Origin of the sequence: Haladaptatus sp. R4, assembly GCF_001625445.1 — an archaeon.
Taxonomy (GTDB): Archaea; Halobacteriota; Halobacteria; order Halobacteriales; family Haladaptataceae; genus Haladaptatus.
Genome location: NZ_LWHG01000021.1, coordinates 746,678 through 761,545, shown reverse-complemented (window position 1 = coordinate 761,545; position 14,868 = coordinate 746,678). Strand labels below are relative to the sequence as shown.

The following is a 14,868-nucleotide window of genomic DNA, read 5'->3' as shown; positions in this document are numbered from 1 at the left end:
AGTATGTCGGATAAATCTGTGTGAATCCCATCCTAAAGATAGTATTTCCCCAATTTCGAAATAATTCCCGGTGTCAGTCGGAGACGTCCTTCTGACCGAAGTGGTCGTACGGTTGCATGTGTTCGTCTTTCACCAGCAGTTGATCGACGACGTCCAGACCCATGTCGTCGAGTTGTTTGCTGACCTCGGTCGCGTCCTCGCGGGTCGTCGCGACGCCTCGACGTGGAGGTTCTGCACGCCGACCATGATCTCCTTGACGTTGACGACGCCCGACGCGTCGAGTGCCTCCGCCGCCAGTTCCTCGCGCTCGGGAATCGGAGCGGTGCAGATGAAGAGAACGCGGAGCGGGAATCCCGCCTCGTGGTAGTCGATCTGTGGGTGATAGCCTCTGATGACTCCCGCCTCTTCGAGACGTTGGAGTCGATTTCCGACGGTACTGGCGGAGACACCCACAGCGTCCCCGATTTCCGTCGTCGTCATGTTGCGTGCGTCCTCTTGGAGCAAGTGAAGGATGCCCCGGTCTACGTCGTCCAGTGTGTCGTTGCTCATTGGTTTGTTATCGAAACCGCTTCTCACTATTCGTATCCTGTTCCTAAAAAGTCGGCACGCGTTCGAGATGACAAACTTTCGTGGGAGGCATGGCCGAAACATGGCGAGAAGCCAACTCGCCACCAGAGCCTCCGGCACCGTCGAACACTTGCCTAGTAGTACACCCGGGCTTCGGGCGTATTTCATACGAACACCGCTACCCCCTTTATTATATTCCGAATAAGCGAGGCGTCCTCGGAAAAACTCGGTGAAACGGTGGCCGGACCGGATTTCCCGTGTCGGTCAAATTCCGGTTTGCAGCCGGTTTTCGCGGGGTTTGGGCCGTGAAACGGTCCGAGAAATGATGGATTTTACTGAACAATCCTCTTGTCTGTCGTGTTGAGAGGATCGTCGGGCATCCGGACTTCTCCGCCCGCCGGACCCATCGGAAACACGAGTGGGTCGAAGAGAACCGAGCGTCGAATCGAGTGCTACGGATCGTTTCGGGAGAACGGTCGTGGGTATCGCTCTCGATTTGGGAGGATAATATGTCACACTTATTGATTTGGAATTTCCCACGACTCGACAAGGCTTATGGGTTGATAGAATACTCCACTCACCATGCAAGCAACGAGGCGGATAAACCATACCTACCGAAACCGGCTAATCTCCGGGCTTTTAGCCGGTGTGGGGGCGTTTCTCGGCGGCTATGGCTTGACGTGGGCTTTCGTCACGCTCGACGAGTTGCCGACCTTTTCGTTCGCCGCCGAGAAGTGGCAAGTCGTCACGTGGTACTTCTACAACGCGCAATTCGTCGAAATCTCCCAAACCATCTCCGGTTCCGATGACTCCGACTACCTTCGGAACAGCGTCGATCTGATCGCCAACTCCTCGGATCCGTATATCCAGTTCCTCCATCTCCTCCCGCTCGTCGTCATCTTCATCGGTGGCGTTCTCCTCGCCTCTCACCTGGGTCGCGCCCGGACGGCCCCGCACGCGGCACTGAACGGCGCACACGTCGTCGTCGGCTACCTGCCGATCAGTCTCGTCGGCGCGTACATCGCCTCGAAACACGTCTCCGCCATCGGCGTGACCGCGCGCGTCGGTCCGAGGTACCTCGACACGCTCCTGTTCATGGGCCTCCTGCTCCCCCTCGTCGTCGGTTCACTCGGCGGCTTGGTTTACCACGTCGTTCGCGAATAACCTCCCACTCGCCACTCTCGCTTGTACTCGTCGTAAACGGTGGTAGTTGACTCGCGAAGATGGGTCCTTGCGGTTCCTGAACTCACTATATCGTCGAAATGAATCGAGAAGCCGTCAAGTAACGAGATGAATCAGATAGACGTGCCAGAACCAATCGAGCGGCGTCCAAACGCCGAAGGAGTGGGACACGGCGTCATCGAGCGCGATGAGCACGCCAAACAGCGCCGCCAACCGGAGATCGGACGCGCTGTCCGACCAGAACGAACGGAACACCACCGCCAGTAACGCACCTACGATACCCGATAGTGTCAGCAACGCTCCTGTGGCGGGGTAATCCGGCCACACGAAGAGGAAGCCGAACAGCGCCACCGTCAGCGCTGTCACGGTGGCCCATGCCTCTCGTTTGGGCATGCGGTTCGAGGCTACCCAGCAGACGATGTACGCCGCTAACACACCGATGTAGAGGTGGTGCGGAGCCAGAATGTTCCCGTCCGGAAGGCGCTGGGCTGGAAACGTCATCGTTCTTCGCCGTCGGAGGTGGCGGAGAACGAGTACGACCGAGGCATATATTTACTATACCCATCGTTTTCGAGTCAGGCCTTTTCAACCATCGTCCCCAGGCGCTGTCCAGATGAATCAGGGAACTACTACGTATTCGATTCCGTGAAACTACTGGCTGTTACCGACTCCTTGTCGATACTCGCTTCGGCTTTTCCGAACGGGCGGCGGTCCGGTGGCGAGTCCTGCGGAACACTCACCAATCGCCTCGCCACCAAGCGAACGAAGTGAGCGAGGGGGGGGGACTACGGCGAGTCCATCACGCACCGCGTCGATGTCCGCCAGCCACTGCAAAAAGACGCGCACCGTCGTCAGTTGCTTCTGCAACGTGATCGGCGCGATTTCGTCGCGTCGCCACGCCACGAAGTCCGACAGCGTCCTCCCCGAGAGGACCGTCGTATCGTCGATCCCTCGCTCGTCGAAGAAGTCGAGCAGATGGCCTAACCTCGTTCACTTTGAAGGGGATTTGGTTTATTCAGGAGAGTAGGGATTCGTCGCAGTGGTGAGTCGGGTGATTTCCTCGAAACGGTCGAGGTCGTCGTCAAAAGAATAGATGTACTCGATGTCGGTTCGCTGCATATGTGCGACGGTCGTGAGGTCAGGGAGTTCAACGTCGGGATACCGTCGGATGAGCGCTTGTGCTCGGTCGAAGTCCTCCTGGGCGATGTGACGGATTCGAAAGCCGCCGCTCTTGGTAATGGCGTTGAGCACTTTCACGCCCTCCTTGCCGCCCGCACGGTGCTGAATTGGCGTGATGGTCTCCATGAGGTTGGGCGATGTGACGACGCCGCGCGGGAGGTCGCCTCGATCAATCGCCTCGACGATTGGTTTCGCTTCGTCGTGCCACTGGTCGCGCTTCGAGCGCCAGCCGAGCAGCACGTTCGCGTCTACGAGAGCTTCCCCTCCCATCAGTCGTACTCGTAGGAGCGCACTTCAGTTTCCTCCACAGCGTCGGTTTCGCCCATGTCGATGGGTTCCATGTCGGCCATGTGCCCCATGCGTTCGCGGATGATTTCGGCCACGAGTCGGCCATCTTCGTCCACGGTCCAATGCAACCGGTCGCCGGGTTCGAGGTCGATCTGTTCGCGTACCTCGGCGGGGATCGTCGCCGAGTAGCTGCTATTCACCGTCGTTTCGAATTCAGACATACTGATAGGTTGGGGGTGTAGGTTCAAAACAATTACCCCGGAAATTGGGAGTGGGAATCGCCAGCTCGACTCGCACGCCGACATCGCCGATTCTCGTAGCGACGTAGGCGTTTCTCTCGGCACGAGTGAGTACGGACAGGTCGGGCGTCGGAGGCGACTCTTTGACCTCCGTGGTGGCGATCTTCACCGGGTCGCCGTAGATGTCCTTGGCACCGACGAAGTCGGCTTTCCTGAGGGTGCACAGATGTGCACACGCCCCCTCGTGGAACTGGAATCCTTTGCAGTCACACCGGCCAACGTAGCGGTCTCGCTGCTTGGCGAGCGCCACCACATGAACATTTCCACCAGGGAGAATCACGCGCCAGCCGTAGCTGCTAATCGGGTCGATGGCAGCGTTTTTCGGGTCCGCACGTTCCCACGAACTCCGCTTGTTGCGGGCCAGCACCGAGAAATTCAGCAGGTCGCCAGTCTCGGCGTCTTTTTGAGAGATAGCGCTCATGGAGGCGAACACCTCCTGACGAAGACACCAGCTTCTCCCGCTGCTGGGTCCTTGATGTGATCACGAATCGCCTCGACGACGGTCTCCGCATCGACCTCATCGAACTTGATCCACCCTTCGCTGTGTCGGTGCCAATTGACCTCGAAAAAGTTGCCATCTTCAACCAAATACCCGCTCCATCCGGCGGCATCTTGCCACAGCCGCAGTTCGCCGTTCTCGTCGAAGAGGTCAGTTACTTGGCGACGCTTGACGACTTCGACGGTCGCCTCGTTCTCGTCGAGGTCAACATCAACTCTCGTGCGCCTCTCTCCGTGACGCCCACTCATGCCGACTACCCCCGCGATCCTTCGACCCAATCGGGTGACGGCTTCGACCCGGTTGGAGTCGCCACTCGAACTCTATCAGAAACGGGTCTTCTTCTCACTCGGTGCCGTCGTGAAACGGGGACGCTACGCTGTCTCTCTTCAGTTTTTGGTGCCTTCGCAGGAAAGTGAAACTTCGATGGACTCGCCGGGATTTGAACCCGGGGCCTCTTCCTTGCGAAGGAAGCGATCTGCCACTGATCTACGAGCCCTCGAATTATTGTACCATCCGTGCGTTACTTGTAGCTTGTGTTTCGGTGCGGAGGATGTGAAGGCGTCCCGCGATTAGCCCCAGTGCGAAGCCGGTGAAGTGGGCGAGCAGGGCGACGCCAGGAGCCGCTGTCATCAGCGTGACGAGGGTCGTGAAGACGACGACGATGAGGACCTGCGCGCGGCGCGAGAGGCGTAGGCGGCCGAACACGGCCTCCGAGATGTCGTTGCTGGCGATGAGGTAGCCGTACAGGCCGAGAATCGCGCCGCTGGCTCCGAGGACGGCGGGGACCTGACTGCTGAACAGTTCCGTCACCCACACCTGCACCAGTCCGGCCGCCATCCCCACCGTGAGGAAGAAGGCGTGATAGCGGGCCGTCGTCGTCCCGCGCTCGACGATGAACCCGACGAGCACCAGCGCGACGGCGTTGGAGAAGAGGTGGGCGAACCCGGCGTGTGAGTACACGCTCAGCGGCAGCGTCCACACGTGGCCCGCCACGGGCGGCGAGAGCGCGAACAGCCCCAGCGCCAACGCGGGGCTGACGAACCGAACCGCGGATTGGACGACGAAGACGACGAGACAGACGGCGAGCGTCTGAATCGTCGGTGAGCGGGAAAGACGCATACCACTACTCGTCACCGAGACCACAAAAAATGACACCACGGGACGACCGCTCGTCGTCGTGACGGCACAACCGCTGGTCGATGGGTGAAAAACGAAAGAAGATTTGCAAAGATTTCCGTCGCGCGGGTATCCGCGCAACCGGTGAGTTCCTCGGTTCAGTCTTCGAGGACGATCTCGATGCTGACGTCGTTCGGAACCTGAATGCGCATCAACTGTCGAAGCGCGCGTTCATCGGCGTCGAGGTCGATGAGGCGCTTGTGGACGCGCATCTCCCAGTGTTCCCACGTCGCAGTGCCCTCTCCGTCGGGCGACTTGCGCGTCGGGATCTCCAGCGTCTTCGTCGGGAGCGGAATCGGACCGCTCAGGGAGACGCCGGTCTTCTCGGCGATCTCACGGACATCGTCGCAGATGTCGTCGAGGTCCGAGGGGTTGGCTCCTGCGAGTCGGACACGTGCTTGCTGCATCGTTTACTTCTCGTTGACTTCGAGGACCTGACCTGCTGCCACGGTCTGACCCATGTCACGGATTGCGAACGAACCGAGTTCCGGAATCTCGCCCGCAGGCTCGATGCTGAGTGGCTTTTGCGGTCGGACCGTGACGGTTGCTGCGTCACCGGACTTGATGAAGTCGGGGTTCTCCTCCGCGATTTCACCGGTGGACGGGTTGATCTTCGCGTCGATGGACTCGATGGTACACGCGACCTGCGCCGTGTGGGCGTGGAAGACCGGCGTGTAACCGGCCGTGATGACGCTCGGGTGCTGCATCACGACGATGCGAGCCTGGAACGTGTCGGCCACTTTCGGCGGGTTGTCGGCCGGGCCACACACGTCACCGCGACGGATGTCGTCCTTGCCGATGCCACGCACGTTGAAACCGACGTTGTCGCCGGGTTCCGCTTTCGGAACTTCCTCGTGGTGCATCTCGACGGTCTTCACTTCGCCACCGACGTCGCTCGGCTGGAACGAGACGTTGTCGCCCACGTTGAGCGTACCCGTCTCGACACGTCCGACCGGAACCGTACCGATTCCGGAAATCGTGTAGACGTCCTGGATGGGCAGACGGAGGTCTGCGTCCGTTGGCGGCTCGGGTGCGTCGAGGTCGTTGAGGGCCTCGAGCAGCGTCGGGCCGTCGTACCAAGGCGTGTTGTCCGAGGACTCGGAGACGTTGTCACCCTCGAACGCCGAGGTGGGGACGAACGTCGCGTCGTCGGACTTGAAGTTGACCTGCTTGAGGAGCTTCGAAACCTGCTCTTTGACGTCGTCGTAGGTGTCTTCCTTGTAGTCGACGACGTCCATCTTGTTGACCGCGATGATGAGCTCGTTGATACCGAGCGTCTTCGAGAGGAAGACGTGCTCCTGGGTCTGGGGCGCGACACCGTCGTCTGCGGCGACGACGAGGACAGCGTTGTCTGCCTGCGATGCGCCCGTGATCATGTTCTTCACGAAGTCACGGTGGCCCGGACAGTCGACGATGGTGAAGTAGTACTCGTCGGTGTCGAACTCTTGGTGGGCGATGTCGATGGTGACACCACGCTCTCGCTCCTCTGCGAGGTTGTCCATCACGTAGGCGAACTCGAAGCCGCCTTTACCCTTCTCTTCCGCTTCTTCGCGGTGCTGTTCGATAACGTGCTCCGGGACGCTCCCTGTCTCGAAGAGGAGTCGCCCGACCATCGTGCTTTTACCGTGGTCGACGTGGCCGATGACGGCCAAGTTCTGGTGTGGTTTGTCGCTCATTGTATATCTCACGCGCAGATGCGCTCTGGAGGAATTATTTGGCAGAAGCGGTTAAAACCATTTCGATACGCTATGCGAGCCATCTCGCCGCCGTCTGGCGGTTAATGGCAACAGATGTCATGGTGAAAATGAACACGGGGGCGGCTACGATTCGCGTTCGAGCCGCGTCACGTCGGCCAGCACTGCCGTCGCCGTTTCGGGGCCGCCCGCACCGCGTCCGCTGATGTTGAGTCGTCCGGCGTACTTCGTCTCGAATTGGACGATATTCCGGGTTCCGGACACCGCGAGCGTCCCGTTTTCGGGGACGAGACGCGGACCGACGCTGACACCGTCCCGGGCGACTTCGCCGACCAGCCGAATGGTCCACCCGTCCTCGGCCGCCAGTTCGAGCGCACTCCCCGGCAAATCGCGGATTCCATCGACGTCCGCGTCCGAAAGCGTGTGTCCACCGTCGAACAGTACGTTGGCGAGGATGGCGCATTTCAGCGCGGCGTCCGTCCCGTCCACGTCGAACGATGGGTCGGCTTCGGCCACTCCCAAATCCTGTGCTTCGGCGAGGACGTGTTCGTAGCTCAGTCGCTCGGTGGCCATCCGCGAGAGAACGAAGTTGGCCGTCCCGTTGAGTACGCCGCGAACGGCCGTGACGTTGTCCGCGCCGACGTCCTCGATGGTCGAGAGTACGGGAATCGCACCGCCGACAGTCGCTTCGAACAGGAGACTTCCTTCGCTGTCGCGTTCGTGCGCACGCAGTTCGTCGTATCGTTCCGCCACCGGTCCCTTGTTCGCCAGCACGACGTGACGGTCCCTGGCGAACGCTTCGCGCGCGTGGCCGAAACCGGGTTGTGCATCGCCGAGGGTGGTCGGCGTCGCCTCGACGAGCACGTCGTACTCGCTTTCGAGCGCCGTTTCGGGGTCGGCGTCCCCGACGGTTCCGTCGCTCTGCTTGCGCGCGAGTACAGACTCCACACCGATACCGTCCGCGTCCACGACGGCACCCGACGAATCAGTGAGCGCCGTCACCGTGTGGCCGTACTCGGCCGCCAGTTCGGCTACGGACCGACCGACAGCACCGGCTCCGAACACCGCGAGTTTCATGCTACCGCCTCCCCGTCCGTCAGCGGCTGGATGACGCGTAATTCCTTCTCACCGGCGATGGTGGCCACCGTGTCGAGAACGTCGTTCGTCTCGGTGGAATCCGTGGCGAGGCGCAGTCGAGCACTCGACACGTCGCTCGTCCCTTCGGGTGCGGACAGAGAGATATCGACGACGGAAGCGTTCGATTCCGTCGTGATTCTGGAGAGCGTGTCCGAAACGTCGGTATCGATGATATGCCCCGTGAGGATGACGGTAATCTCCTCGTCGTATCGTTCCGCACCCGCTCGAATGACGTTGATGCTCGCGGTTCGAAGCGCCGCGACGATGGTCTCGAACCGGTTCGGATGACATTCGAAATCCACTTCGACCGGAATGTTGCCGCGTGGTGTGAGCGACCCGCGTTCGTGAAAGACGCTGAGCAAGTTGCCACCGTGGTCGGCGATAGGTTTCAAGGCACGGAGCAGTTGACCCGGTTCGTCCGATAGTTCCAGCCGAACCGTGTATGCTTGTACGCGCCCCTCGTCGTGATCCGCCATGATGACTGGAGTGGGGTGATGGAGCAGTATAAGCCTTCAGACGGTCGCAAAATTATCCAATCGCAAGCGGGGGACGGGATGCAACGGAGCAAAACGGTGCGAAACCGGTGTTAGTCAGTTCCTGTGACAGTAGTTAACGGGGTCGTAGTAATATCCATGGAGGGTGAACCGACGAATCGGTGATAGAACATGAGATTTACCGATGCAGTCGGTGCGAGTAGTTCCGGTACGAGTCGAAAGCAGGATCACGTCTGTGCGTTCTGCCAGACCGCGTTCGACAGTCGAAACCAAGTGTGCCCCGTGTGCGACGCGGAGATCGTCTTCCGGGGGGACCGATAGCTGTTCGCGGCTGTAACTGACGGTACCTTCTCACCGATCTGAAAACGCTCGGCGAGCGATGCTAGCGACTCCACAGCCACGTGCAGTGAAACGGCAGTGATTCTACGCGGTGCGATGGCGATGATTCTACGCGGTGAGATATCCATCGAACAGCAGCGCAGGGCGTCAGCTCCTCGGTTCGTGACTGCACGAAAGAAAGGACGTTCGAGGGAGTCCTCGATTAGAAGTAATCGACGGCCTGCGGGAGTTCCAACTTCATGCCTTTGCGCTCTCGGATCTCCATGATGGTCTCGCGCTGGAGGTTGTCCGCCATAAAGCGGAACCCGGCGTTCTCCGTGTTCCACGACGCACGACCTTCCGTCGCACTGCGGATGTCCGAGGAGAACCCGATCATCTCGTCGACGGGCGCGATACCCTCGACGACCATGAGGTCACCCTCTTGGTACATGTCGTCCACGCGGCCACGGCGACCCTGAATCTCGCCGGACGCGGCACCCATGTGGTCGTTCGGAACGTCGATACGGACGTTCTGAATCGGTTCGAGGAGTTTGACGTGACCGTGGATGAGTGCGTTGTGCACTGCTTGCCGGACCGCAGGGATGACCTGTGCCGGACCACGGTGGATGGTGTCCTCGTGGAGACGTGCGTCGTTGAGCTTGATGAGCGTTCCCTCGACGGGTTCGCCAGCGAGCGGACCGTTGTCGAGCGCCTCTTCCAGACCTTCGATGACGAGTTCCATCGTCTCGTTCAGGTGCTGGATACCTTTCGTGTTGTCGATGAGGATGTTCGACCCGTGAATCTCCTCGACATTCTGGCTGATATCCTTGTCCATGCCAGCCTCTTGGAGCACTTCACGGCGCTCCTGTTCGGGCATGTCCATCGAAACCTCCCCGAGTTTCAGCTTCTCGACGATATCGTCCGACAGCGGTTCAACCGTGAGGTAGAACCGGTTGTGGCGGTTCGGGGAGATACCTTCGACTTCGGTGGTCGCTCCTTGGACCTTCTCGCGGAAGACGACGATAGGCTCACCAGTCGTCACCGGAATTCCCTGGTTGCGCTCGATACGCTGGGTGATGACTTCGAGGTGGAGTTCACCCTGTCCGCTGATGAGGTGTTCACCCGTGTCCTCGTTGATGTCGATCTGGATGGTCGGGTCCTCTTTGGAGACCTGTCGAAGCGTCTCGATGAGTTTCGGCAGGTCGTCCATGCTCTTTGCCTCGACGGACTTCGTGATGACGGGTTCGCTGATGTGTTCGATGGACTCGAACGGCGTCATCTCCACGCTCGATACCGTCGAACCGGCGATAGCGTCTTTCAGACCGGTGACTGCCGCGATGTTCCCGGCAGGGACGCGCTCCACTTCCTCGCGTTCGCCACCCATGTAGATACCGACGCTCTGAACGCGGTTCGTTCCGGCGGTTCCCGAGACGTAGAGGTCTTGGCCTTTCTCCAGCGTTCCGGAGAAGACACGACCGGCGGCGATTTCGCCAGCGTGCGGGTCGATACCGATGTCGGTGGCCATCAGGACGACTTCGCCGTCCGGGTCCACGAGTCGCATCTGCTCTGCGAGTTCGGACTCGTCGTCACCACGCCAGACGCGTGGGATACGTCGCGGTTGCGCCTCGATGGGGTCCGGGAAGTGTTCACAGACCATGTCGAGGATGACGTCCGACAGCGGCGTTCGCTCGTGGAGTTCTTGGCGCTTGTCGTTGCGTTCGAGGTCCATGATGTCCCCGAAGTCCATGCCCGTCGCTTGCATCGACGGCATGGAGACACCCCACTTGTAGAGTGCCGACCCGAATCCGACGGTTCCCTCTTCGACGGAGACGGTCCAGTCGTCCACGTCGTCCATGTCCTCGGTCATGCCGCGGATCAGCTCGTTCACGTCGTCGATGACGTTGAGCAGGCGGCGTTGCATCTCCTCGGGACCCTCTTGGAGTTCCGAGATGAGTCGGTCCACTTTGTTGATGAACAGGGCTGGCTTAACGCCCTCGCGGAGCGCCTGTCGGACGACGGTCTCCGTCTGCGGCATTGCGCCTTCGACAGCGTCCACGACGACGAGCGCACCGTCGACGGCACGCATCGCACGGGTCACGTCGCCACCGAAGTCGACGTGACCCGGCGTGTCGATGAGGTTGATGAGGTGGTCTTTGTCCTCGTACTCGTGGGTCATCGAGACGTTTGCCGCGTCGATGGTGATACCGCGTTCCTGCTCGTCCTCCTCCGTGTCCATCATCAACTGGGTGGCTTCGCCTTGGTCGGCGATCATGCCCGCACCAGCGAGAAGGTTGTCCGTCAGCGTCGTTTTACCGTGGTCGACGTGGGCGGCGATGGCGATGTTCCGGATCTGTTCCGGCTTGTCCATGAGCCGCTCACACTGTTCGACGATTTTCTTTCGTCTACCCATATATGGGTATCCCTACCTGTACGAGGTTGAAAAGCGTAGTGTTTTCCCGCCCACAAAACGGCTGGAAACGGCCCATTACCCTGCTAAACAGTCACATATGGCACAAGAGTAATGCCCATTCAGAGCGTGACAACAGCACGCATGGATATTCGAGTACACGGTTCTACGTCCCCCAACCCGTTCCTCAGTGCCTCCGACCTCTTCGAAACCGAACTCGACCTCGAACGACCCGTTCACGTTCGTGTGCGCGACGATCCGGACGAACGAACGTGGACCGCCCACCCCGACGGCCACCACGTCCTCAACATCTCCCGGCAGGCCGCGACCAGCGTGATGGCCCGCGAACTTGCACTCCACGAGTACTCGCACATGGCCCGTAACGAGCAGTCCCACCCCTCACACACCCAATCGACCGCCGAGGCGCTGTTCCTCGCCTTCGCGGGTCGGTCGGTCGAGCGTCGGAAACTCACTCACTGCTACCAGATCGCCAATCACATGAAGGACATCTACGCCGACGACATCACGCTCGACCTCGGTCCGAGCGACAAACTCGTCACCTTCCTCGAATCGCAACTCGCGGCGCTGGTCGCCGACCGTCCGCAACGACTTCCGGGCCGCCGACTGACCGCGACCTCCGACCCCGAGATGACGGCCGTCAACGCCGCGTTCGCGCTCGCCATGGTCGAGCGCCACGACCTCGTCGAGCGGGACCACCGCCTCTACGACCTCGCCCGAACCGCTTCCCGTGACGCTCCGTCCGTTGACGTACAGGGGTTCAAATACCGCTTCCTCTCGCTCGGCGACGACCCCACCGAGAGCGAGTACCGAAAAGCGCTGGTCGACGCCGCCCGTGAATACGTCCTCGGTGGCGAAGAAGGTGGTTCCGAACAAGCGGCGGACTAGGGAATCGAGCGGATTAGGGAACCGAATTCTTTCGGACGGCGGAATACGACGTTCGCTACGAGATGGACTCGGTAGGGATTACGATTCTTCCGGAGCCTCTGAACGAACCTCCTCCCAGCCGTGCTTCTCCACCCATATCCCGAGACAGCCGAATACGGGCCTGAAATCGAGCAGCTTCTCGGTTGCCGTGTACTCGACTCGCGGTGGAATCTCGTCGTACGACTCGCGTACGACGAGCCCCGCGTCCGTCAACTCCTTCAACCGGTTCGTGAGCGTCGTCGGGGGAACGTCCAGCCGCTCCCGAAGTTCGTTGAACCGCCACGGGCCGGGGTCCAGTACGAACTCGTGCAGGACCTTGAGCATGTATGCGCTGCCCAAAAAGGTGAGCAAATCCGATTTCTCGTTGGACCTCGCTTCGGGGACACCCTCCGCGGGAGGTATTTGAGCATCGATATCCGAGAGGAGACCACTCCAGTCCGCCTCACGTTCGTGTTGGCTCACGGATTCACTATCGAGACGGTTTCTAATACGGCTATTGGTCCAAGTGACGAAGCAACACCCGAGCTTGGGCCTTGCTTTCATGCTTGGGTCTTGACAACTTATTCATGCACCGATCCGAGGCGTAGTTGCACATGGATCGTACTCACGTGGTCAACTCGGATTCCTCCGCTGAATCTGATGCTGAGCAAAGCGAAGTCGCACTGATCACCGGCGCGAACAAGGGAATCGGATACGAAACTGCTCGGCAGTTAGGCGAACGAGGGATGACGGTTTTCGTCTCGGCGCGTCACGAACAGCGTGGCGAGGAAGCGACGGAGACGCTTCGGGAGGATGGAATCGATGCACGCTTCGTTCGGCTCGACGTGACTGACGAAGCCACCATCGAGGCCGCGGTACGGAGCATCGAAGACGAATTCGGCCGACTCGATGTCTTAGTAAACAACGCCGGGGTCAGCCTTGGCGGTAATTCCAACGAGGGGGAACGACCCCCCAGCGAGGTTACCGACGGGATGATGCGACGGACGTACGAAGTCAACGTCTTCGGGGTCGTTGCCGTGACGCATGCGATGCTTCCGTTGCTTCGCCGGGCACCAGCCGGACGGATAGTGAACGTATCGAGCGAGCTCGGATCCATGGCGCTCCTCGCCAGTTCGAAAAACCGGTTCAACGAACTGGCGTACAATTCGTCGAAAGCAGCGGTGAACGCGATGACGCTTGTCTATGCCGCCGAACTGCGCGACGCGGTTCTCGTGAACGCGGCGGCTCCCGGCTACACCTCGACCGCGCTCCACGATTTCAGCGGCGGTCGTCCCGTCGAAGAGGGAGCGTCGTTCGTCGTCCGTGCGGCAACCCTTCCGGCGGATGGACCGTCGGGACAGTTCATCGGTCCATCGGAGTACTTCGAGGAAGAGCACGGACTCCAGTGGTGAACGCTTTCTCCACGAAGAAGCGATAGTAAAGCAGTTGTCACGGAACGTCGGCACCGTCGTCTCCGAACTCGTCACTCAAGGAGCGATAAACGAGAGAATATCCGGGAGAAATTTAGCGGGCCGCGGCGGCGACGCGCTCTTTCTCTTCTTTCTGGTTGACCGCGTAGGTCTGGACGTCGTAGTCCGCAGCGCCGATAAGCTGGGAGGCGAGTGCCTCTTCAGCGTCGGTGGACGTCTTGAAGGACGCGCCGAGCGCGCCTTCCGCGATGAATTTCAGGGACTGGTCGACGCGGCGCTGGGGCGCGACGTCGACTGCCTTCGGGACCGAGATACCACCGTACTTCAGGCGGACGGTCTCCTCACGCGGGGCGGCGTTCTCGACTGCACGGACGAGAACCTGAACGGGGTTCTCCTCGGTACGGTCGTGAACGATGTCGAACGCGGAGCGGACGATTTTCATCGTCTGCTGTTTCTTGCCCGTGTTCTCCTCCGTCTGCATGAGACGGTTGATGAGGCGCTCGACGATGCTGACCTCGCTCTTCTGGAACTGCTTCGATGCGTGGCGGCCCATCGTGTGCGCGACGGGCGTGATGTTGATGTAGCGCTCGGTGCTGGGGTCGTTGAACTCGATGTTCGAGACGTCCCACGTACCGAACAGCTTCGCCGCCATCTCGTCGCCTTCGGTGCCGACTTCCTCTTCCGCTTCCGCTTCCGGTTGTTCTTCTTCTTCTGCACTCATGGTTATCGGACCGGTTTCTCCGCGTTTCCGCGAACCAGTTCTTTCAGGCTCACGCCGTTGACCTTCTCGACCTTGTAGTTGACACCGGAGATGTCACCCATCGCACGACCTTTCGCACCACCGATACCGGCGATGGTGACCTCGTCGTGCTCGTCGATGAACGAAATCGCGCCGTCACCGGGACAGAACGCGGAGACCTGCTTTCCGTTCTTGATGAGCTGGACACGAACACACTTTCGGATCGCGGAGTTGGGCTGCTTCGCTTCGATGCCCACTTTCTCCAGCACGATACCTCGGCCCTGCGGCGCGCCTTCGAGGGGATCGGATTTCTCCCCGAGACCACGCTCACGTCGGGCGTAATCGGAGTCAGACCACCGATGCTTCTGGCGGTCCTTCTTCAGCTTACGAGCTGCGTACTTGCCGTTCGCCATATGCTGTGGACTATCCGACGAAGGTACTTAAGCGTCCCCTTTTGGAAGCGAAGAGACGCCCGCAGGTCGCTCGAAAGGGGTCGATAAAGCGATCTGAGCGCGTTTCAATGATTCTAAGCCGA

The 14,868-nt window shown here is 60.2% G+C and carries 19 protein-coding genes and 1 tRNA gene; 3 read left to right on the top strand and 17 right to left on the bottom strand.

What is annotated here, in order from left to right:
* Positions 1 to 129: 129 nt before the first annotated feature.
* A complete protein-coding gene (locus A4G99_RS13390) occupies positions 130 to 549 on the bottom strand; it encodes an Lrp/AsnC family transcriptional regulator (protein WP_223301872.1) in 420 nt (139 codons plus the stop codon).
* A gap of 600 nt (positions 550 to 1,149) precedes the next feature.
* Here A4G99_RS13390 and A4G99_RS13385 point away from each other — a divergent pair.
* Entirely contained in the window at positions 1,150 to 1,731 is a 582-nt protein-coding gene (locus A4G99_RS13385; RefSeq protein WP_150123106.1) for a hypothetical protein, read from the top strand.
* 114 nt (positions 1,732 to 1,845) lie between these two features.
* Here A4G99_RS13385 and A4G99_RS13380 read toward each other — a convergent pair whose 3' ends face one another.
* The 13 genes from A4G99_RS13380 to A4G99_RS13320 all read right to left on the bottom strand — a co-directional run bounded on the left by A4G99_RS13380 (position 1,846) and on the right by A4G99_RS13320 (position 11,243).
* A complete protein-coding gene (locus tag A4G99_RS13380) occupies positions 1,846 to 2,250 on the bottom strand; it encodes a hypothetical protein (protein WP_066144464.1) in 405 nt (134 codons plus the stop codon).
* Between the two features lie 150 nt (positions 2,251 to 2,400).
* Positions 2,401 to 2,652 carry a hypothetical protein gene (locus A4G99_RS13375; RefSeq protein ID WP_066144461.1) on the bottom strand — a complete coding sequence of 84 codons (252 nt, stop codon included), beginning with the start codon at positions 2,650 to 2,652 and terminating at the stop codon, positions 2,401 to 2,403.
* A 108-nt stretch (positions 2,653 to 2,760) separates the two neighbouring features.
* Entirely contained in the window at positions 2,761 to 3,198 is a 438-nt protein-coding gene (locus A4G99_RS13370) for a type II toxin-antitoxin system VapC family toxin (RefSeq protein ID WP_066144458.1), read from the bottom strand.
* Complete coding sequence (locus tag A4G99_RS13365) at positions 3,198 to 3,437, bottom strand: AbrB/MazE/SpoVT family DNA-binding domain-containing protein (protein ID WP_066144455.1); 240 nt, start codon at positions 3,435 to 3,437, stop codon at positions 3,198 to 3,200. Before A4G99_RS13365 ends, A4G99_RS13370 begins: the two co-directional genes overlap by 1 nt.
* A complete protein-coding gene (locus A4G99_RS13360; protein WP_066144452.1) occupies positions 3,430 to 3,936 on the bottom strand; it encodes a hypothetical protein in 507 nt (168 codons plus the stop codon). Before A4G99_RS13360 ends, A4G99_RS13365 begins: the two co-directional genes overlap by 8 nt.
* A complete protein-coding gene (locus A4G99_RS13355) occupies positions 3,933 to 4,262 on the bottom strand; it encodes a hypothetical protein (RefSeq protein ID WP_066144448.1) in 330 nt (109 codons plus the stop codon). The genes A4G99_RS13360 and A4G99_RS13355 overlap by 4 nt, the downstream gene beginning before the upstream one ends.
* Before the next feature lie 176 nt (positions 4,263 to 4,438).
* A tRNA-Ala gene (locus A4G99_RS13350) sits at positions 4,439 to 4,510 on the bottom strand.
* Between the two features lie 5 nt (positions 4,511 to 4,515).
* A complete protein-coding gene (locus A4G99_RS13345; protein WP_066144444.1) occupies positions 4,516 to 5,133 on the bottom strand; it encodes a rhomboid family intramembrane serine protease in 618 nt (205 codons plus the stop codon).
* 155 nt (positions 5,134 to 5,288) lie between these two features.
* Positions 5,289 to 5,597, bottom strand: coding sequence for a 30S ribosomal protein S10 (gene rpsJ / locus A4G99_RS13340; protein WP_007979652.1), 309 nt, complete (start codon positions 5,595 to 5,597; stop codon positions 5,289 to 5,291).
* A gap of 3 nt (positions 5,598 to 5,600) precedes the next feature.
* Positions 5,601 to 6,866 carry a translation elongation factor EF-1 subunit alpha gene (tuf, locus tag A4G99_RS13335; RefSeq protein WP_066144441.1) on the bottom strand — a complete coding sequence of 422 codons (1,266 nt, stop codon included), beginning with the start codon at positions 6,864 to 6,866 and terminating at the stop codon, positions 5,601 to 5,603.
* Positions 6,867 to 7,010: 144 nt separating this feature from the next.
* On the bottom strand, positions 7,011 to 7,961 hold the full coding sequence (locus tag A4G99_RS13330) for a homoserine dehydrogenase (protein ID WP_066144438.1): 951 nt from the start codon (positions 7,959 to 7,961) through the stop codon (positions 7,011 to 7,013).
* Positions 7,958 to 8,497 (bottom strand): amino acid-binding protein, encoded by a 540-nt coding sequence (locus tag A4G99_RS13325; protein WP_066144434.1) that lies wholly within the window; start codon positions 8,495 to 8,497, stop codon positions 7,958 to 7,960. Before A4G99_RS13325 ends, A4G99_RS13330 begins: the two co-directional genes overlap by 4 nt.
* Before the next feature lie 559 nt (positions 8,498 to 9,056).
* Positions 9,057 to 11,243, bottom strand: a complete 2,187-nt coding sequence (locus A4G99_RS13320) for an elongation factor EF-2 (protein WP_066144431.1) — start codon at positions 11,241 to 11,243, stop codon at positions 9,057 to 9,059.
* 141 nt (positions 11,244 to 11,384) lie between these two features.
* Between A4G99_RS13320 and A4G99_RS13315 the strand changes: the two genes are divergently transcribed.
* Positions 11,385 to 12,146 carry a DUF5781 family protein gene (locus A4G99_RS13315; protein WP_066144428.1) on the top strand — a complete coding sequence of 254 codons (762 nt, stop codon included), beginning with the start codon at positions 11,385 to 11,387 and terminating at the stop codon, positions 12,144 to 12,146.
* 78 nt (positions 12,147 to 12,224) lie between these two features.
* Here the strand turns inward: A4G99_RS13315 and A4G99_RS25960 are convergent, their stop codons facing one another.
* Positions 12,225 to 12,647 carry a helix-turn-helix domain-containing protein gene (locus tag A4G99_RS25960; protein WP_223301871.1) on the bottom strand — a complete coding sequence of 141 codons (423 nt, stop codon included), beginning with the start codon at positions 12,645 to 12,647 and terminating at the stop codon, positions 12,225 to 12,227.
* 131 nt (positions 12,648 to 12,778) lie between these two features.
* Between A4G99_RS25960 and A4G99_RS13305 the strand changes: the two genes are divergently transcribed.
* Positions 12,779 to 13,576, top strand: coding sequence for an SDR family oxidoreductase (locus A4G99_RS13305; protein WP_066144425.1), 798 nt, complete (start codon positions 12,779 to 12,781; stop codon positions 13,574 to 13,576).
* A gap of 112 nt (positions 13,577 to 13,688) precedes the next feature.
* Here A4G99_RS13305 and A4G99_RS13300 read toward each other — a convergent pair whose 3' ends face one another.
* Together A4G99_RS13300 and A4G99_RS13295 are read right to left on the bottom strand one after the other, a co-directional pair.
* Positions 13,689 to 14,315: a 30S ribosomal protein S7 gene (locus A4G99_RS13300; RefSeq protein ID WP_066144422.1), complete on the bottom strand. Its 627-nt coding sequence runs from the start codon at positions 14,313 to 14,315 to the stop codon at positions 13,689 to 13,691.
* 2 nt (positions 14,316 to 14,317) lie between these two features.
* Positions 14,318 to 14,746 carry a 30S ribosomal protein S12 gene (locus tag A4G99_RS13295; RefSeq protein WP_007979666.1) on the bottom strand — a complete coding sequence of 143 codons (429 nt, stop codon included), beginning with the start codon at positions 14,744 to 14,746 and terminating at the stop codon, positions 14,318 to 14,320.
* Positions 14,747 to 14,868: the final 122 nt, after the last annotated feature.

Bases quoted from the DNA above. Each gene is read 5' to 3' on its own strand.
- A4G99_RS13390 (WP_223301872.1), bottom strand. From the start codon at position 549: ATGAGCAACGACACACTGGACGACGTAGACCGGGGCATCCTTCACTTG.
- A4G99_RS13385 (WP_150123106.1), top strand. From the start codon at position 1,150: ATGCAAGCAACGAGGCGGATAAACCATACCTACCGAAACCGGCTAATC.
- A4G99_RS13380 (WP_066144464.1), bottom strand. From the start codon at position 2,250: ATGACGTTTCCAGCCCAGCGCCTTCCGGACGGGAACATTCTGGCTCCG.
- A4G99_RS13370 (WP_066144458.1), bottom strand. From the start codon at position 3,198: ATGGGAGGGGAAGCTCTCGTAGACGCGAACGTGCTGCTCGGCTGGCGC.
- A4G99_RS13365 (WP_066144455.1), bottom strand. From the start codon at position 3,437: ATGTCTGAATTCGAAACGACGGTGAATAGCAGCTACTCGGCGACGATC.
- A4G99_RS13360 (WP_066144452.1), bottom strand. From the start codon at position 3,936: ATGAGCGCTATCTCTCAAAAAGACGCCGAGACTGGCGACCTGCTGAAT.
- A4G99_RS13355 (WP_066144448.1), bottom strand. From the start codon at position 4,262: ATGAGTGGGCGTCACGGAGAGAGGCGCACGAGAGTTGATGTTGACCTC.
- A4G99_RS13345 (WP_066144444.1), bottom strand. From the start codon at position 5,133: ATGCGTCTTTCCCGCTCACCGACGATTCAGACGCTCGCCGTCTGTCTC.
- rpsJ (WP_007979652.1), bottom strand. From the start codon at position 5,597: ATGCAGCAAGCACGTGTCCGACTCGCAGGAGCCAACCCCTCGGACCTC.
- tuf (WP_066144441.1), bottom strand. From the start codon at position 6,866: ATGAGCGACAAACCACACCAGAACTTGGCCGTCATCGGCCACGTCGAC.
- A4G99_RS13330 (WP_066144438.1), bottom strand. From the start codon at position 7,961: ATGAAACTCGCGGTGTTCGGAGCCGGTGCTGTCGGTCGGTCCGTAGCC.
- A4G99_RS13325 (WP_066144434.1), bottom strand. From the start codon at position 8,497: ATGGCGGATCACGACGAGGGGCGCGTACAAGCATACACGGTTCGGCTG.
- A4G99_RS13320 (WP_066144431.1), bottom strand. From the start codon at position 11,243: ATGGGTAGACGAAAGAAAATCGTCGAACAGTGTGAGCGGCTCATGGAC.
- A4G99_RS13315 (WP_066144428.1), top strand. From the start codon at position 11,385: ATGGATATTCGAGTACACGGTTCTACGTCCCCCAACCCGTTCCTCAGT.
- A4G99_RS13305 (WP_066144425.1), top strand. From the start codon at position 12,779: ATGGATCGTACTCACGTGGTCAACTCGGATTCCTCCGCTGAATCTGAT.
- A4G99_RS13300 (WP_066144422.1), bottom strand. From the start codon at position 14,315: ATGAGTGCAGAAGAAGAAGAACAACCGGAAGCGGAAGCGGAAGAGGAA.
- A4G99_RS13295 (WP_007979666.1), bottom strand. From the start codon at position 14,746: ATGGCGAACGGCAAGTACGCAGCTCGTAAGCTGAAGAAGGACCGCCAG.